The 15,970-nt window shown below is 66.6% G+C and carries 14 protein-coding genes; 10 read left to right on the top strand and 4 right to left on the bottom strand.

All coding sequences use genetic code 11. From position 1 onward, the window contains the following. The first annotated feature begins 36 nt into the window (after positions 1-36). The 9 genes from mnmA to LMJ29_RS10385 all read left to right on the top strand — a co-directional run bounded on the left by mnmA (position 37) and on the right by LMJ29_RS10385 (position 9,257). The gene (gene mnmA, locus LMJ29_RS10425) at positions 37-1,161 is read left to right on the top strand and encodes a tRNA 2-thiouridine(34) synthase MnmA (protein WP_377656856.1); all 1,125 of its coding nucleotides are present in this window, start codon (positions 37-39) and stop codon (positions 1,159-1,161) included. Next, positions 1,158-1,778: a high frequency lysogenization protein HflD gene (hflD, locus tag LMJ29_RS10420; protein ID WP_229605453.1), complete on the top strand. Its 621-nt coding sequence runs from the start codon at positions 1,158-1,160 to the stop codon at positions 1,776-1,778. The genes mnmA and hflD overlap by 4 nt, the downstream gene beginning before the upstream one ends. Positions 1,779-1,781: 3 nt before the next feature. Further along, positions 1,782-2,672 (top strand): DMT family transporter, encoded by an 891-nt coding sequence (locus LMJ29_RS10415; RefSeq protein ID WP_229605452.1) that lies wholly within the window; start codon positions 1,782-1,784, stop codon positions 2,670-2,672. A gap of 60 nt (positions 2,673-2,732) precedes the next feature. Beyond that, on the top strand, positions 2,733-4,103 hold the full coding sequence (purB, locus tag LMJ29_RS10410; RefSeq protein ID WP_229605451.1) for an adenylosuccinate lyase: 1,371 nt from the start codon (positions 2,733-2,735) through the stop codon (positions 4,101-4,103). Positions 4,104-4,195: 92 nt separating this feature from the next. Then, positions 4,196-5,365, top strand: a complete 1,170-nt coding sequence (locus tag LMJ29_RS10405) for a ribosomal protein uL16 3-hydroxylase (RefSeq protein WP_229605450.1) — start codon at positions 4,196-4,198, stop codon at positions 5,363-5,365. Continuing rightward, positions 5,358-5,783, top strand: a complete 426-nt coding sequence (locus LMJ29_RS10400; RefSeq protein ID WP_229605449.1) for a GNAT family N-acetyltransferase — start codon at positions 5,358-5,360, stop codon at positions 5,781-5,783. Before LMJ29_RS10405 ends, LMJ29_RS10400 begins: the two co-directional genes overlap by 8 nt. An 11-nt stretch (positions 5,784-5,794) precedes the next feature. Then, positions 5,795-6,427 carry a DUF7931 domain-containing protein gene (locus LMJ29_RS10395; RefSeq protein WP_229605448.1) on the top strand — a complete coding sequence of 211 codons (633 nt, stop codon included), beginning with the start codon at positions 5,795-5,797 and terminating at the stop codon, positions 6,425-6,427. Then, complete coding sequence (locus LMJ29_RS10390; protein ID WP_229605447.1) at positions 6,424-7,236, top strand: secretin N-terminal domain-containing protein; 813 nt, start codon at positions 6,424-6,426, stop codon at positions 7,234-7,236. Before LMJ29_RS10395 ends, LMJ29_RS10390 begins: the two co-directional genes overlap by 4 nt. Before the next feature lie 425 nt (positions 7,237-7,661). After that, entirely contained in the window at positions 7,662-9,257 is a 1,596-nt protein-coding gene (locus LMJ29_RS10385) for an isocitrate lyase (protein ID WP_229605446.1), read from the top strand. A gap of 88 nt (positions 9,258-9,345) precedes the next feature. Here LMJ29_RS10385 and LMJ29_RS10380 read toward each other — a convergent pair whose 3' ends face one another. Then, entirely contained in the window at positions 9,346-9,993 is a 648-nt protein-coding gene (locus LMJ29_RS10380) for a hypothetical protein (protein ID WP_229605445.1), read from the bottom strand. A 101-nt stretch (positions 9,994-10,094) separates the two neighbouring features. Between LMJ29_RS10380 and LMJ29_RS10375 the strand changes: the two genes are divergently transcribed. Beyond that, the gene (locus LMJ29_RS10375) at positions 10,095-10,871 is read left to right on the top strand and encodes a TSUP family transporter (protein WP_229605444.1); all 777 of its coding nucleotides are present in this window, start codon (positions 10,095-10,097) and stop codon (positions 10,869-10,871) included. Here the strand turns inward: LMJ29_RS10375 and nudC are convergent. The 3 genes from nudC to LMJ29_RS10360 form a co-directional block, all read right to left on the bottom strand. After that, positions 10,839-11,678, bottom strand: a complete 840-nt coding sequence (gene nudC / locus LMJ29_RS10370; protein WP_229605443.1) for an NAD(+) diphosphatase — start codon at positions 11,676-11,678, stop codon at positions 10,839-10,841. The two genes, LMJ29_RS10375 and nudC, sit on opposite strands and share 33 nt — an antisense overlap. Then, a complete protein-coding gene (locus LMJ29_RS10365; protein WP_229605442.1) occupies positions 11,678-13,372 on the bottom strand; it encodes a ferrous iron transporter B in 1,695 nt (564 codons plus the stop codon). The genes nudC and LMJ29_RS10365 overlap by 1 nt, the downstream gene beginning before the upstream one ends. Positions 13,373-13,626: 254 nt before the next feature. Next, positions 13,627-15,891, bottom strand: a complete 2,265-nt coding sequence (locus LMJ29_RS10360) for an Orn/Lys/Arg family decarboxylase (RefSeq protein WP_229605441.1) — start codon at positions 15,889-15,891, stop codon at positions 13,627-13,629. Positions 15,892-15,970: the final 79 nt, after the last annotated feature.

Raw genomic sequence — 15,970 nt, 5'->3', positions numbered from 1 at the left:
GAATCGCCGCTTTGCCTTTCTGCAACGGTTTTCCGGATGACTATGCGTGACCCAGCCCATACCCGCGTGATCGTCGGCATGTCCGGCGGCGTGGACTCCTCCGTCTCGGCCCTGCTCCTGCAACAGCAGGGCTACCAGGTCGAAGGCCTGTTCATGAAGAACTGGGAAGAGGACGACGGCACCGAGTACTGCACCGCCAAGGAAGACCTGGCCGACGCCCAGGCCGTGTGCGACAGGCTCGGCATCAAGCTGCACACCGCCAACTTCGCCGCCGAGTACTGGGACAACGTGTTCGAGCACTTCCTCGCCGAATACAAGGCCGGCCGCACGCCGAACCCGGACATCCTGTGCAACCGCGAGATCAAGTTCAAGGCGTTCCTCGACTACGCCCTGATGCTCGGCGCCGACCTGATCGCCACCGGCCACTACGTGCGCCGCCGCGATCTCGACGGGCGCAGCGAGCTGCTCAAGGGCCTCGACCCCAACAAGGACCAGAGCTACTTCCTGCACGCCGTCGGCGGCGAGCAGATCGGCAAGACCCTGTTCCCGGTCGGCGAACTGGAGAAGCCGGCGGTACGCGCCATCGCCGAGCAGTATGGTCTGGCCACCGCGAAGAAGAAGGACTCCACCGGCATCTGCTTCATCGGCGAGCGACGCTTCCGCGACTTCCTCAAGCAGTACCTGCCGGCCCAGCCGGGCGACATCCAGACCGTCGACGGTCAGGTGATCGGCCGCCATCACGGCCTGATGTACCACACCATCGGCCAGCGTCAGGGCCTGGGCATCGGCGGCATGAAGGACGCTGGCGATGACGCCTGGTACGTGCTGGCCAAGGACCTCGCGCGCAACGTGCTGGTCGTCGGCCAGGGCAATGAGCATCCCTGGCTGTTCTCGCGCACTCTTGAAGCGTCGCTGATCTACTGGGTCAACCCGGTCGACCTCGACCAGCCGCGCCAGCTCACCGCCAAGGTGCGCTATCGCCAGCAGGACCAGGCCTGCACCCTGGAGCGCACCGCCGCCGGCTACAAGGCGACCTTCGCCGAGCCGCAGCGCGCCGTCACCCCCGGTCAGTCGGTGGTGTTCTACGACGGCGAAGTGTGCCTCGGCGGCGGCGTGATCGAGACCGCCAGTCCATGGGACGCAGGAATCCAGCGCCCATGACCCGCCAACAGGAACGTCTGATCGCCCTCGCCGGGGTGTTCACCGCCGCAGCCCTGGTCGAGCGCCTGGCCAAGACCGGCCAGGTGCAGGAAGGACCGCTGGCCTGCCTGCTCGGCAGCCTGCTGGTGCGCGACCCGAAGGACACCCTCGAGGTCTACGGCGGCGACCACCTCAATCTGCGCGACGGCCTGCGCGCCATGGCCGGCGCCCTGGAGCGCAACCCGCAGAACCTGCCGCGCGACGCGCTGCGCTACGCCCTGGCCCTGCTCGCCCTGCAGCGCCAGCTGGACAGGCGTGGCGACATGCTGCAGGTGATCGGCAACCGCCTGCAGCAGATCGACAGCCAGAGCCAGATGTTCGGCATCACCCATGACAACGTCGTCTCGGCCTGTGCGGCGCTGTACCAGGACACGCTCAGCACCTTCCGCCAGCGCATCCAGGTGCATGGCGAGATGCAGCACCTGCAGAACAGCCGCAATGCCGAGAGGATCCGCGCCCTCCTGCTCGCCGGCATTCGCAGCGCCATGCTCTGGCGCCAGCTCGGCGGTCGCCGCTGGCAACTGCTGTTCAGCCGACGCAAGATGCTGGACGACATCTACCCGCTGCTGCGCGGCTGAACGATGCGCCCCGCCACCCCGCTCCCGGCCCGGCAACACCGCCCCGGCCGGGGCGCCGCCCTCTTGGCGCTGTCCGCGCTGTTCTTCGCCCTGATGGGCGTGTGCATCCGCGAGGCCACCACCCTGGGCGTCGGCAACGAGATGGTGGTGTTCTTCCGCAACGCCGTCGGCGTGCTGTTCTTCCTGCCACTGGCGCTGACCCGCGGCGTGGCGCCGCTGCGCACCAGCCGGCCGTGGGGGCATCTCAAGCGCACCTTCTGCGGCCTGGCGGCGATGTACTGCTACTTCTACGCCCTCGCCCACCTGCCGCTGACCGACGCCATGCTGTTCAGCTACGCCGCGCCGGTGTTCACCCCGCTGATCGCCTGGTGGTGGCTGAAGGAGCCGCTGACCCGACGCATGCTGCTGGCCACCGCCGTCGGCTTCAGTGGCGTGCTGCTGGTGGCCAAGCCCAGCGGCGCGCTGGTTTCCACCATCGCGATGGTCGGGGTCCTCTCCAGCGTGATGGCCGCCTGCGCCTTCGTCTCGATCCGCGAGATGAGCAACACCGAGCCGGCCTTTCGCATCGTCTTCTACTTCGCGCTGTTCAGCACCCTGGTTTCGGCCGTGCCGCTGCTGTGGGCCTGGCAAGCGCTCGATCGCCATCAGCTGCTCCTGCTGCTGGCGGCCGGTCTGGTGGCCAGTTGCGGCCAGCTGACCATGTCGCAGGCCTACTCCTGTGCGCCGCCCGGCCTGATCGGCCCGGTCGCCTACCTGGCCATCGTGTTCGCCGGGATCATCGCCTGGCTGCGCTGGAACGAGGTGCCCAGCGGCGCCTCGCTGCTCGGCGCCGGCCTGGTGTTCGCCGCCAGTCTGATCCCCCTGCTGTGCCGTTCGCCGCGAACTGCGGCCTGACGACCCGTTTCCGTGTATAATTTCGCCCCTTTCTGTAGCCCGACTGCCGAGAACGTCCCCATGCAGCTCTCCTCGCTCACTGCGGTGTCCCCCGTTGATGGCCGCTACGCCAGCAAAACCAGCGCCCTGCGCCCGATCTTCAGCGAATTCGGTCTGATCCGTTGCCGCGTGCAGGTGGAAGTGCGCTGGCTGCAGCGCCTGGCCGCCCATGCCGGCATCCCGGAGGTCGCGCCGTTCTCCGCCGAAGCCAACGCCCTGCTCGACCAGCTGGCGGAAAACTTCCAGCTCGAGCACGCCGAGCGCATCAAGGAAATCGAGCGCACCACCAACCACGACGTCAAGGCCGTGGAGTACCTGCTCAAGGAGCAGGCCGCCAAGCTGCCGGAACTGGCGGCGGTGAGCGAGTTCATCCACTTCGCCTGCACCAGCGAGGACATCAACAACCTGTCCCACGCCCTGATGCTGCGCGAAGGCCGCGACACCGTGCTGCTGCCGCTGATGCGTCAGCTGGCCGACGCCATCCGCGCCCTGGCCGTGCAGTTCGCCGACGTGCCGATGCTGTCGCGCACCCACGGCCAGCCGGCCTCGCCGACCACCATGGGCAAGGAACTGGCCAACGTGGTCTACCGCCTGGAGCGGCAGATCGCCCAGGTCGCCGGCGTGCCGCTGCTCGGCAAGATCAACGGCGCCGTGGGCAACTACAACGCCCACCTGTCCGCCTACCCGGACGTCGACTGGGAAGCCAACGCCCGCGAATTCATCGAGGGCGACCTCGGCCTGACCTGGAACCCCTACACCACCCAGATCGAGCCGCACGACTACATCGCCGAGCTGTACGACGCCATCGCCCGCTTCAACACCATCCTGATCGACTTCGACCGCGACGTGTGGGGCTACATCTCCCTCGGCTACTTCAAGCAGAAGACCGTGGCCGGCGAGATCGGCTCCTCGACCATGCCGCACAAGGTCAACCCGATCGACTTCGAGAACTCCGAGGGCAACCTCGGCATCGCCAACGCGATCATGCAGCACCTGGCCAGCAAGCTGCCGATCTCCCGCTGGCAGCGCGACCTGACCGACTCCACCGTGCTGCGCAACCTGGGCGTCGGCCTGGCCCACAGCCTGATCGCCTACGAGGCCACCCTCAAGGGCATCGGCAAGCTGGAGCTGAACGCCGCCCGCCTGGCCGAAGACCTCGACAACTGCTGGGAAGTACTGGCCGAGCCGGTGCAGACCGTGATGCGTCGCTACGCGGTCGAAAACGCCTACGAGAAGCTCAAGGAGCTGACCCGCGGCAAGGGCATCAGCCCCGAGGCGCTGCGCGAGTTCATCGATGGCCTGGCCATCCCCGAGCAGGCCAAGGCCGAGCTGCGCACCATGACCCCGGCCAGCTACATCGGCAACGCGGTGGCCCAGGCCAAACGCATCTGATCCCAGCCTGAACGGCCCTTCGCCCGACCGTCCAGACTGGCAAGCCACCGCCGGTCTCGAGGTCGGGCGTTTTCATATTTGAAGAGTTGGATATGGCACCCGATACCCCGTTGCAACTGCTGGGCGGCCTGACGCCCCGTGAATTCCTCCGCGACTACTGGCAGCAGAAACCGCTGCTGATCCGCCAGGCCATCCCCGGCTACCAGAGCCCGATCAGCCCGGACGAGCTGGCCGGCCTGTCCCTGGAGGAAGAGGTCGAGTCGCGCATCGTCCTCGAGCACGGCAACAGCCCGTGGGAGCTGCGCCGCGGCCCGTTCGCCGAAGACACCTACCAGCACCTGCCGGAGCGCGACTGGACCCTGCTGGTGCAGGCCGTCGACCAGTTCGTGCCGGACATGCGCGAGCTGCTGGACCAGTTCCTGTTCCTGCCCAGCTGGCGCATCGACGATCTGATGATCAGCTACGCCGCCCCGGGTGGCGGGGTCGGCCCGCACTACGACAACTACGACGTGTTCCTCCTCCAGGCCCACGGTCGCCGCCGCTGGAAGCTCGGGCAGATGTGCGACAGCGACAGCCCGCTGCTCGACCATCCGGACCTGCGCATCCTCGCCGATTTCGAGCAGGGCGACGAATGGGTGCTGGAGCCCGGCGACATGCTCTACCTGCCGCCGCGCCTGGCCCACTACGGCATCGCCGAAGACGAGTGCATGACCTACTCGGTGGGCTTCCGCGCGCCCAGCGCCAGCGAAGTGCTGACCCACTTCACCGACTTCCTCGGCCAGTTCCTCCCCGACGAGGAGCGCTACAGCGACGCCGGCTGCCAGCCCGCCGAGGACCCCAACCAGATCCAGCGCGACGCCCTCGAGCGCCTGCGCGGCCTGATCGACCGCCACATGAACGACGAGAAGCTGCTGCTGACCTGGTTCGGCCAGTTCATGACCGAGCCGCGTTATCCCGAGCTGGTCGCCGGCGAGGAAATCAGTGCCGAGGAGTTCTTCGCCGCCTTGGGCGATGGCGCCCTGCTGGTGCGCAATCCCAGCGCCCGGCTGGCCTGGAGCGAGGTCGACGACTATCTGGTGCTGTTCGCCAGCGGCAACAGCCGCCGCCTGGACAGCTCGCTGCGCGACCTGCTCAAGCTGATCTGCAGCGCCGACGCCCTGCACCTGGAAAACCTGGTGGCCTGGCTGGAGAACGACGAAGCCCTCACCCTGCTCCACGAGCTGGCCAAGCAGGGCAGCCTGGAGTTCGCCGCCGATGAATAAGCTCAGCGTTCGTGTCGCCGACTGGCACGCCGACAATGCCGACCTGCGACGCATCCGCGAGGCGGTGTTCATCGTCGAGCAGGGCGTGCCCCCCGAGCTGGAGTGGGACGCCGAAGACGTCGACGCCGTGCACTTCCTGGCCTTCGAGGACGATTTCGCGGTCGGCGCCAGCCGCCTGCTGCTGGATGGCCAAATCGGTCGCGTTTCGGTGCTCAAGGACTGGCGCGGTCTGCACATCGGCGAGATGCTGATGCAGGCGACCATCGCCGAGGCCGAGCGCCGCGGCCTGCAGCGCCAGATGCTCACCGCCCAGGCCCACGCCATTCGCTTCTATGAACGGCTAGGCTTCCGGGTAGCCAGCGAGGAGTTCCTCGAGGCCGGCATCCCCCACGTCGACATGGTGCGCGACAGCGCCTGAGAGGCCCTCCGATGAGCAACGCCCCGGAAAGCGATAACGACCACGGCAACGAACTGCCCGCCCTCGACTTCCGCTCCCCGGGGCGTTTTGCCATCCACAATCCGGCCCCCGAGGGCGGCGAGAGCGGCCCGCGCCTGGAGCCGGCACCCTTCGTCCTCGGCCAGCACGAGCACATCGAGGAATGCCAGGGGCCGGAGCCGCTGCGCAGCCACGCGCTGGCCCTGATCCAGCAGGCGCGCCGCAGCCTATGCCTGTACACCCCGGATCTCGAGCCCTGGTTGTACGACCAGCGCGCCATAGTCGAGGCCTGCGGCCAGTTCCTGCGCGCCCATCCGCGCAATCGCCTGCGCATCCTGTTGCGCGACAGCCGCCGCGCCGTCGGCGATGGCCACGGCCTGCTCCGCCTGGCCCGCCAGCTCACCAGCAACTGCCTGATCCGCAAGCTGCACCCCGACTATCCGGCCGACGACAGCGCCTTCCTGCTCGCCGACGATTGCGGCCTGCTGCTGCGCCCGGCCCCATCGCTGCCCAGCGGCCAGGCCCACTATCGCAACGCCGTGCGCGTGCGCGCCCTGCAGCGCCAATTCGACCAGGCCTGGGACACCAGCCAGAGCGATCCCGACCTACGGAGCCTCCTCCTGTGACCCGCCGCCGACTGCCGCTGCTCCTCGCCCTGCTCTGCACCAGTGTCGCGCAGGCCGCGCCACGCACCGAGATCCTGCCGCTGCACTACCGCACGGCCGACGAGCTGCTGCCGACGGTGCAGACCGTGCTGGGCGGGGAAGGCCGGGTGAGCGCCTACGGCAACCAGCTGATCGTCAACGCGGAGCCGGAGAAGCTCGCCGAACTGCAGAACTTGCTGCAACAGCTCGACACCCGCCCGCGGCGCCTGTTGATCACCGTCGACAGCCAGCAGGACCGCGACGCCAGCCAGAGCGGCTATCGGGTCGATGGCAGCATCGACGCCGGCAACGTCGAAGTCATCGGCGGGCGCGGCGAGCGCCATGGCCAAGACCAGTTGCGCATCATCCGTCGCAGCAGCCAGGGCAGCAGCGGCTCCCTGCAGCAGGTGCAGACCACCGAGGGCTACCCCGCGCAGATCATGGTCGGCCAGAGTGTGCCGGTCCGCACCCGGATACGCGACGCCTACGGCTATCCGCGCGAAATCACCGAGTACCGCGATGCCAACCGCGGTTTCCAGGTGGTCGCCAGCGTGCAGGGCGAGCACGTCCAACTGAACATCTACAGCCAGCAGGATCGCCTCGCCGGCCGCAGCGGCGCCATCGCCACCCAGCACACCGACACCCAGGTCAGCGGCCGCCTGGGCGACTGGATCGAGCTCGGCGGCATCAGCGAAACCCGCCGGGACAGCCGTTCCGCCCTCCTCTCCCACCAGTCCGGCGCCAGCACTCAGACCCAGGCTCTACGCCTCAAGGTCGAGCTTCTCGAGTGACATAGAACTTTTGTAGTAGCTCCAAAAAAAAACTACAAAATTCGTTGACGCCCTCTTCTTCACCGAGCATCATGGCCTCGCTCCCGCTGACCAGAGGCTCGAAACGGCCCCCGGATCGCACTCCAGACCACCCCTGGAATCGATTCGTGTCAGTACCACCCACACGGCGGTGCGACAAGGTTGCGACTGGAACGAAGTTGTCCTGAGGGACGGGGAAGCAAGGTTTCAACCGGCATGACGGACACGGCCCATCCGGCTGTTGTAGTCACCCCACCGGTCGTCACTACATCCCCTCCTCCGGCCTCCTGCCGAACCGGTCTCCTCCACGACGCTCTGCGGTGAGCTCTTGCAACAATACCTTCAGCACTTCGGTGTTGAATGGGAATGTCGGTGCTCAACGAAACACTCTCTTTGAAGGATTGACCATGTCCGCATACCAGAACGACATCAAGGCCGTTGCCGCCCTGAAAGAACAATTCGGCAGCAGCTGGAGCGCTATCAACCCTGAGTCCGTCGCCCGCATGCGCGCTCAGAACCGCTTCAAGACCGGCCTGGAAATCGCCCAGTACACCGCCGATATCATGCGCAAGGATATGGCCGAGTACGATGCCGACTCGTCCGTCTACACCCAGTCGCTGGGTTGCTGGCACGGCTTCATCGGTCAGCAGAAGCTGATCTCGATCAAGAAGCACCTGAAGACCACCAACAAGCGCTACCTGTACCTGTCCGGCTGGATGGTCGCTGCCCTGCGCTCCGAGTTCGGCCCGCTGCCGGACCAGTCGATGCACGAGAAGACCGCCGTCTCCTCGCTGATCGAAGAGCTGTACACCTTCCTGCGCCAGGCCGATTCCCGCGAACTGGACCTGCTGTTCACCGCCCTGGACGCCGCCCGCGAAGCCGGCGACAACGCCAAGGCCGCTGAAATCCAGTCGCAGATCGACAACTTCGAGACCCACATCGTCCCGATCATCGCCGACATCGACGCTGGCTTCGGTAACCCGGAAGCCACCTACCTGCTGGCCAAGAAAATGATCGAAGCCGGTGCCTGCTGCATCCAGATCGAGAACCAGGTTTCCGACGAGAAGCAGTGCGGCCACCAGGACGGTAAAGTTACCGTTCCGCACGCCGACTTCCTCGCCAAGATCGCTGCCGTTCGCTACGCCTTCCTCGAGCTGGGCATCGACAACGGCGTGATCGTCGCCCGTACCGACTCCCTGGGTGCCGGCCTGACCAAGCAGATCGCCGTGACCAACGAGCCGGGCGACCTGGGCGACCAGTACAACTCCTTCCTGGATTGCGAAGAGATCTCCGAAGCCGAACTGGGCAACGGCGACGTCGTGATCAAGCGCGAAGGCAAGCTGCTGCGTCCGAAGCGTCTGCCGAGCAACCTGTTCCAGTTCCGCAAGGGCACCGGCGAAGCACGCTGCGTCCTGGACAGCATCACCTCGCTGCAGAACGGCGCCGACCTGCTGTGGATCGAAACCGAGAAGCCGCACGTTGGCCAGATCGCCGAGATGATGGACGAAGTCCGCAAGGTCATCCCGAACGCCAAGCTGGTGTACAACAACAGCCCGTCGTTCAACTGGACCCTGAACTTCCGTCAGCAGGTGTTCGATGCCATGGTTGCCGAAGGCAAGGACGTCTCCGCCTACGACCGCGCCAAGCTGATGAGCGTCGAATACGACGAGACCGAGCTGGCTCAGATTGCCGACGAGAAGATCCGTACCTTCCAGCGTGATGGCTCTGCCCGCGCCGGCATCTTCCACCACCTGATCACCCTGCCGACCTACCACACCGCCGCGCTGTCCACCGACAACCTGGCCAAGGGCTACTTCGCCGACCAGGGCATGCTGGCCTACGTGAAGGGCGTGCAGCGTCAGGAAATCCGTCAGGGCATCGCCTGCGTCAAGCACCAGAACATGGCTGGCTCCGACATCGGCGACAACCACAAGGAATACTTCGCTGGTGAAGCTGCCCTGAAGGCAAGCGGTAAAGACAACACCATGAACCAGTTCCACTAAGGAACCGGCTCACTCGCCCCACCCGGGACGAGGCGGCAATAAAAAAACCCCGGTCGCAAGACCGGGGTTTTTCTTTTGCCCACGCCCTTCAGCGCACCAGCGCATCCCGCGCCGCCTGGTTCTGCGCCTCGGCCACCAGGCCTTCGGAAGTCAGCTGGACGTTGAAGACGGCGCCATCGACCATGGACAGGAAGGCGACGCGCGCGCCACGCGCTTCGAACAGGAAAAGACCATTGTTCGTCTCGCGCAGCCAACGCCACAGATCGATGCCATAGGGACTTGCCGCCAGGACGGCACGACTCGACTCCGCCACGGCCTGCTGCTCGGCTGTCCGATAGCTGCTGGTCAGGGCATCCAGCCGATAGCCGGGGCGCAGACCGATCAGCGTCGCCAGCCGGTTCCAGCCGAGCACCCGTGCATCCAGCTGCCACAGGTCGCCATCGAGAATGGTGTTGCGCTCGCGCGCGCCCTCCTGGATGGTCACCCGATACCGCTGGTGGCCTTCCGCGCTGAACTTGAGCGAGGCCAGGGTGCGGCCGGTCGCCGGCAGCTCCGTATAGCTGTGCAGATCGTAGGCGATCACGGCGCCGATCGCGGCCAGGCCGACGACAGCCAGACCACAAGTGCCACGTAGCCAGCCAAGGAACCAGCCGGGCCGTGCCAATATCCGCCAGGCGAACACCAACACCAGCAGCGCCAGCAGGGCAATCGCCCAGGTCAATCCGTTGTATTGCATGATGGGAATTTCCTCCTGCAGAAATCGCCGGCATTATGCGGACAGCCCGCGAATGACGGCCAGTGCGTGCGCCGCACAACCACTAAAAGATCAAGATTTGTATGCCTTTCGAGCTTGCCCTGGACCCCGTTCTCCTGCCGATCCTGGCCGTGGTGGCCTTTACCGCCGGCTTCATCGACGCCATCGCCGGAGGCGGTGGTCTGCTGACCATCCCCGCCCTGCTCACCGCCGGTCTGCCACCCCACCTGGTCCTTGGCACCAACAAGCTGTGCGCCACCTTCGGCTCGGCCACCGCCGCCTGGACCTTCTACCGCCGCCAGCTGTTCGACCCTCGGCAATGGCGGAGCGCGCTGCTCGCCACCGCCATCGGCGCCCTGCTGGGCGCCTGGGGCGCCCACCTGCTGCCGGCCAGTTGGCTGAATCGCATGCTGCCAGCGGTGGTGCTCGCCTGTGGACTGTACCTGCTGTTCAATCCCACACCGGCACCCAGCGGGGAGGCCAAGCCGATTGGCAGAGGCCGGCAGTGGCCACAGGGGCTGTCGCTGGGGTTCTATGACGGCATCGCCGGCCCGGGCACCGGCGCCTTCTGGACGGTGAGCAGCCTGCTGCTCTATCCGCTCGACCTGCTGCGCGCCAGCGGCGTGGCGCGCACCATGAACTTCGTAAGCAACGCGATGGCCCTGACGGTGTTCGCCATCGGCGGCCAGGTGTCCTGGCTGCTGGGCATCTGCATGGGCCTGGCCCTGATGCTCGGCGCCTTCCTCGGCGCGCGCACAGCGATCCGCGGCGGCTCGCGGCTGATCCGCCCGGTATTCATCCTGGTGGTTCTGGCGTTGACCCTGCGCCTAGTCTGGCAACACTGGCTCGGCGGCGCCTGAGCGGCGCGCACGGTACAGCTCGATGAGGTAGCGGGCGATGGAGCCGTGCGGCGGCAACGGCGGCAGGGCGTCGAGGCGGAACCAGCGCGCGTCCTCGATCTCCTCCGGTTGCGGCACTATCTCGCCGGCCAGGTAGTCGGCGTGGAAGCCGAGCATCAGCGAATGGGGAAACGGCCAGTTCTGGCTGGCGATGTAGCGCAGGTTGCCGACTTCCACGGCCACTTCCTCGCGCACCTCGCGGTGCACGCAGGCCTCGATCGACTCGCCCGGTTCGACGAAACCGGCCAGCGTGCTGTAGACGCCGGGCGCGAAGCGCGGCGAGCGCGCCAGCAGGAGCTCCTCACCGCGACCGATCAGGACGATGATACTCGGCGACAGGCGCGGGTACTGGTACAGCTCGCAGTCCGAGCAGACCATCGCCCGCTCGCTGGCCAGCGGTTGCAGCGGACCGCCGCAACTGCCACAGAAACGGTGCTGGCGTGCCCAGGTGCCTACCTGGGCGGCGTAGCCCAGCAGGCGGAAGGTCGGCAGATCTCCCTCCAGCAGGAACTGGCGCAGGCCCTTCCACTCGCAACCAGGGGGAAGGGTTTCGGAAATGTCCGCCAGCTCCAGCACGAACACCGGCTTCCCCTGCAGGTAACCGATGCCATGCTCGGCCAGCAGCCCGGGCAACTGTGCCTTCAGCCATTCACGAGGAAACAGGACACCGCTGGCGTTGCAAAGGAAGCGCTGGCGGCAGTGCGCCAGCGCCCAGCCTCCCGGCTGCGCGGGGTCGACGACCGCCGGCTGCCAGGAGCTGTCGACCATCAGGCGGCGACCTGCATACCCAGAGCGCGCACGCTGTCGGCGGCGAGGTCGAGCACATCCTGCTGCCCTTCGGGCCGCAGGTTGGCACCACCCTCCAGGAAGAACTCGAGGCTGGTCAGCGCATCGGCCAGGGTTTCCAGCATCTGTTCGGACGGAATCTGAGCCGTCTCGATCATGTTGCCCTGGATGTAGTCGGCACAGGCGCCAACCAGTTCCGCCGCACGCTCCAGACCGAGGAACCACAGACCACCGCGCACCGCTTGCAGGCTGGTCGGCACGTTGGCCAGGTTGAGCTTGTCGCCGCTGGACTCGAGGTAGGCGGTGATGGCGCGCTTGGCCAGCGCCAGGCCGGCTTGGGCCTCGTCCATGACCACGATGCGCGCCTCGACCAGCTGATGCGAGGCGTAGGAGGTGTCGCCGGTCGACGCGGCACCCGCCGCTTCGGCGTTGCGCAACTGGCGCTTGCGCTCCTGGGTCTGCTCCAGGTTGGCGACCATGCTCTCCACGTACAGCAGGGCATCGGCCAGGCGCAGCAGCTCGCTCGATGGCGGGTTGTCGTTGCGCTCGCACCAGCTACCGACCAGCGCCACCTGCGCCTGCAGGGTGTTGGCGGCGGAGCTGAGACCGATCATGCCGAGCGTCTTGGCCAGCCTGCCGACCTGGGCATGCAGGTTGCTCTTGCCCTCGGCGGTGGCTGCGCCGCGCTCGAGCAGATCGAGGATATCCTTGACGCCGACGAGCTCCTCGCGGATGGCCACCGACAGCGAGCGCATCACGTCCTCGCCCGGCCCCGACAGCCGCTGCGATTCCTCGCCCAATAGGTGATCGGTGAACGGCAGCGTCGCCAGACCGAACACGCGATGCATCTCGGCAGCCCGCTCGCCGCGGGTCCGGGACAACGCCACCAGATACAGCAGCTCCTTGAGCAGGCTGCGCGGCGCCTCGAACTGCTGGTTGGTCAACAGCTGACGCAGGTCGCGATCGAGACGCGACAACAACTGCTTGCGCGACTTGGTCGGACGCAATTGCCCTTCGGCCATGGCCTCCATCGCGGCGGCGCCGATCCAGCACATCCGCGAACGCTCGCGACCACCGAGCAGATCGTCCAGGCGCCCCAGGGCTCGCGACATCAGCTTCAGCGCGGCAGCCAGGTTCTGCTCGCGCAGCACGTTGGTGAGGCCCAGCTGGTACATCTGGCGCAGGCGCGCAGCGTCCCTGTTCGCCACTCCGGGCTGGATCTCGACGTTGCGGCGCTGCGGGCGCGGCTGGTCGAGGCGAACACTGAAGAAATAGCTTTCCGGCAGGCTCGGCTGGCCGGTCGACTGGCGCAGTTCGTTGATGACCGGCAGGAGCAGCTCGGGGATTTCTTGCCGGTGGCTGTCGATACCTTCCAGGTAGCGACGCAGGACGAACAGCGCCTTGCCCAGTGCCGCCAGTTGTCCATCGCGCTCCTGACCGGCACCAGCGGGGATATCGGTGGCGAGCAGCAGGGCTTCCTGGGCGAGCAGCTCGGCGCCGGCCAGTTCGATCAGTTTGAGGATGCCGCGAATCTGCTGCAGGTATTCGACCGCCGCCTGCAACAGGCTGACATTGAGTCGTTCGGCAATGAACTGTTCCAGGCTATGCTCGGCCTGTTCGATGGTGGCGAACAATTCGTTGCGCACCAGACCAAGGGAAGTGGCTCCGGTTACCATGCGCTCTGTACGCCTCCCGCGCAGTATGAATCCAGCGAGGAGGCTACATCCCGCAGCCCTGCGCTGTGCAAGCAAACATCATCCTGAATGCTGCTGAGATCCATCGCCTCAAGCCATCGCGACACGGGCGCGCCTCCTGGCAGTTATTCTATGGACTACACCTGACCGGTGCAGCTTCTTGGTACGGCACTATATCAAGCCGCGGGCAAAAGGCGAATCCACCCCGAGTGACCCAGATCACGGCCACCGGCAGTTCACGGGCGAACGCAATCGACCGTATAGCGCTCCGGCTCGATCGAAGGCTCCGGCTGCAAGCCATGCACCTCCGAGTCGAAGCCGGGAAAGTCCTTCTCGAAGCGCCGGGTGAAGCGCAGGTAGTCGATGATCGGCCGGCTGGCGGCGGTGAAACGCTCGCCCGGCATGATCAAGGGAATGCCCGGCGGATAGGGCACCAGCATGACCGCGGCGATACGCCCCTCCAACGCGTCCAGCGACACGGCCTCGACCTCGCCGCGCACCAGGCGGTCATAGGCCTCGGCCGGTTTCAGCACCAGCTCCGGCAGATGGCTGTACATCCGGCTCAGCGCACGCGGCACACGGTTGTCTCGGTAGCAGCCGTGCAACTGATCGCAGAGATCGCGTAGTCCCAGTCCGGCATAGCGGCCGATATCGGCGTGAGCGACCGACGGCAACGCCTCGTCCAGCGGGGTATTGGCGTCGTAGAGGCGCTTGAACTCCAGCAGTTCGGTGACCAGGGTGCTCCACTTGCCCTTGGTGATGCTGAGGGAGAACAGTACCAGCAACGAATAGAGGCTGGTCTTCTCCACCACCACGCCTCGCTCCCAGAGGAACTTGCTCACCACTGCCGCCGGAATGCCCCGCCCGGCCAGACTGCCATCGGCGGAAAGCCCCGGCATCACCAGGGTCACCTTGACCGGATCGAGCAGCACGTAGTCGTCGGCCAGGTCGCCGAAGCCATGCCAGTCGGCCTGTGGTCCCAGCAGCCAGTCGCCGGTGTGAATGTGCACAGAGTCTTCCGCGGCATCCGCCGGTTGCCAGATGGCGAACCACCAGTCGTCCGCCGGCAGGTTGCGGCGCAGATTGGCCATGGCACGGCGGAAGGCCAGGGCCTCGTCAAAGGTCTCCTGGACCAGCGAGCGCCCGGCCGGCCCCTCCATCATCGCCGAGGCCACGTCGAGCGAGGCGAGGATGCCGTACTGCGGCGATGTGGAGGTGTGCATCATGAACGCCTCGTTGAAGCGCGCCACGTCCAGTCGGCGCTGGCCGCCATCGCGCACGTGGATCATCGAGGCCTGGCTGAAGGCGGCCAGCAACTTGTGGGTCGAATGGGTACTGAACACCAGCGGCTCCCGCCCACCCGCCACCCGTGAGGTATCCATGCCGTAGCGGCCGGCGTAGAACTCGTGAAAGGCGGCATAGGCGTACCAGGCCTCGTCGAAGTGCAGCACCTCGACGCTGTCGGCCAGCTCACGCTTGATCAGCTCGGCGTTGTAGCACAGCCCGTCGTAGGTCGAGTTGGTCACCACCGCCAGCTTGACCCTGGGCTCCGGGCCAAGGGGCAGAGGGCAGGCGGCGATCTTAGCGGCGATCGCCTGCGGGCTGAACTCGCTCAGCGGGATCGGCCCGATGATGCCCAGTTCGTTGCGCGTCGGGTTGAGGTAGAGAGGGATGGCGCCGGTCATGATCAACGCATGCACCACCGATTTGTGACAGTTGCGGTCGACCAGCACCAGGTCGTCGCGGCCGACCATCGCCTGCCAGACGATCTTGTTCGCCGTCGAGGTGCCGTTGATCACGAAGAAGGTATGGTCGGCGCCGAAGTTGCGTGCCGCGCGGCGTTCGGCCTCGGCCAGCGGGCCGGTGTGATCGAGCAGCGAGCCCAGTTCGGGCACCGACACCGACAGGTCGGAGCGCAGGGTGTTCTCGCCGAAGAACTGGTGGAAGGCCTGCCCCACCGGGCTCTTGCGATAGGCCACACCCCCTCCGTGGCCCGGCGTATGCCAGGAGTAGTGGGACTCGGCGGTGTGCTGCACCAGGGCGCGGAAGAACGGCGGCAGCAGGCCGTCGAGGTAGCCGCGCGCAGCCCGCGCCACCTGGCGGGCGAGGAAGGGCACGGTATCCTCGAACAGATACAGGATGCCGCGCAGCTGGTTGAGTTCGGCCATCGCCTCGGGGGGCGCATTCTCGATGGTGACCTGCTCGCCGAGGGCGAAGATCGGCAACCGCGGGGCCCGCACGCGAGCGGCACGAATCAGCTCGACCACATCCTGCAGCAGGCGCGGATTGTCGCCGGCCCCCTCGGCGGCGACCAGGATGCAGGCCAGACCGTGCTGCGAGGAGGCGACTATCCGCCCTTCGCGCGCGCTGGCGGTGGATAGGATGGTGAAGCCGTCCTGCGCCAGCTCGGCGGCGATGCCACGCACCCGCTCGCCGGCTACGCTGTCGGCCTTGATGTCGCGATGGACGATGAGAACGGGAAACTTCAGATCCTTGTACATGAGCCTTCCCTCGCAGCCACATGGGCGCATGGGGCAACGCCCCTACCCTCAGGGTAGTTGCTGGCGCCGGGCGAGGGAA

The organism is Pseudomonas oryzagri (assembly GCF_020831405.1).
GTDB classification, from domain to species: Bacteria; Pseudomonadota; Gammaproteobacteria; order Pseudomonadales; family Pseudomonadaceae; genus Geopseudomonas; species Geopseudomonas oryzagri.
The sequence above is the reverse complement of the archived record's forward strand: the minus strand, read 5'-3'. Positions and strand labels throughout refer to the sequence as shown.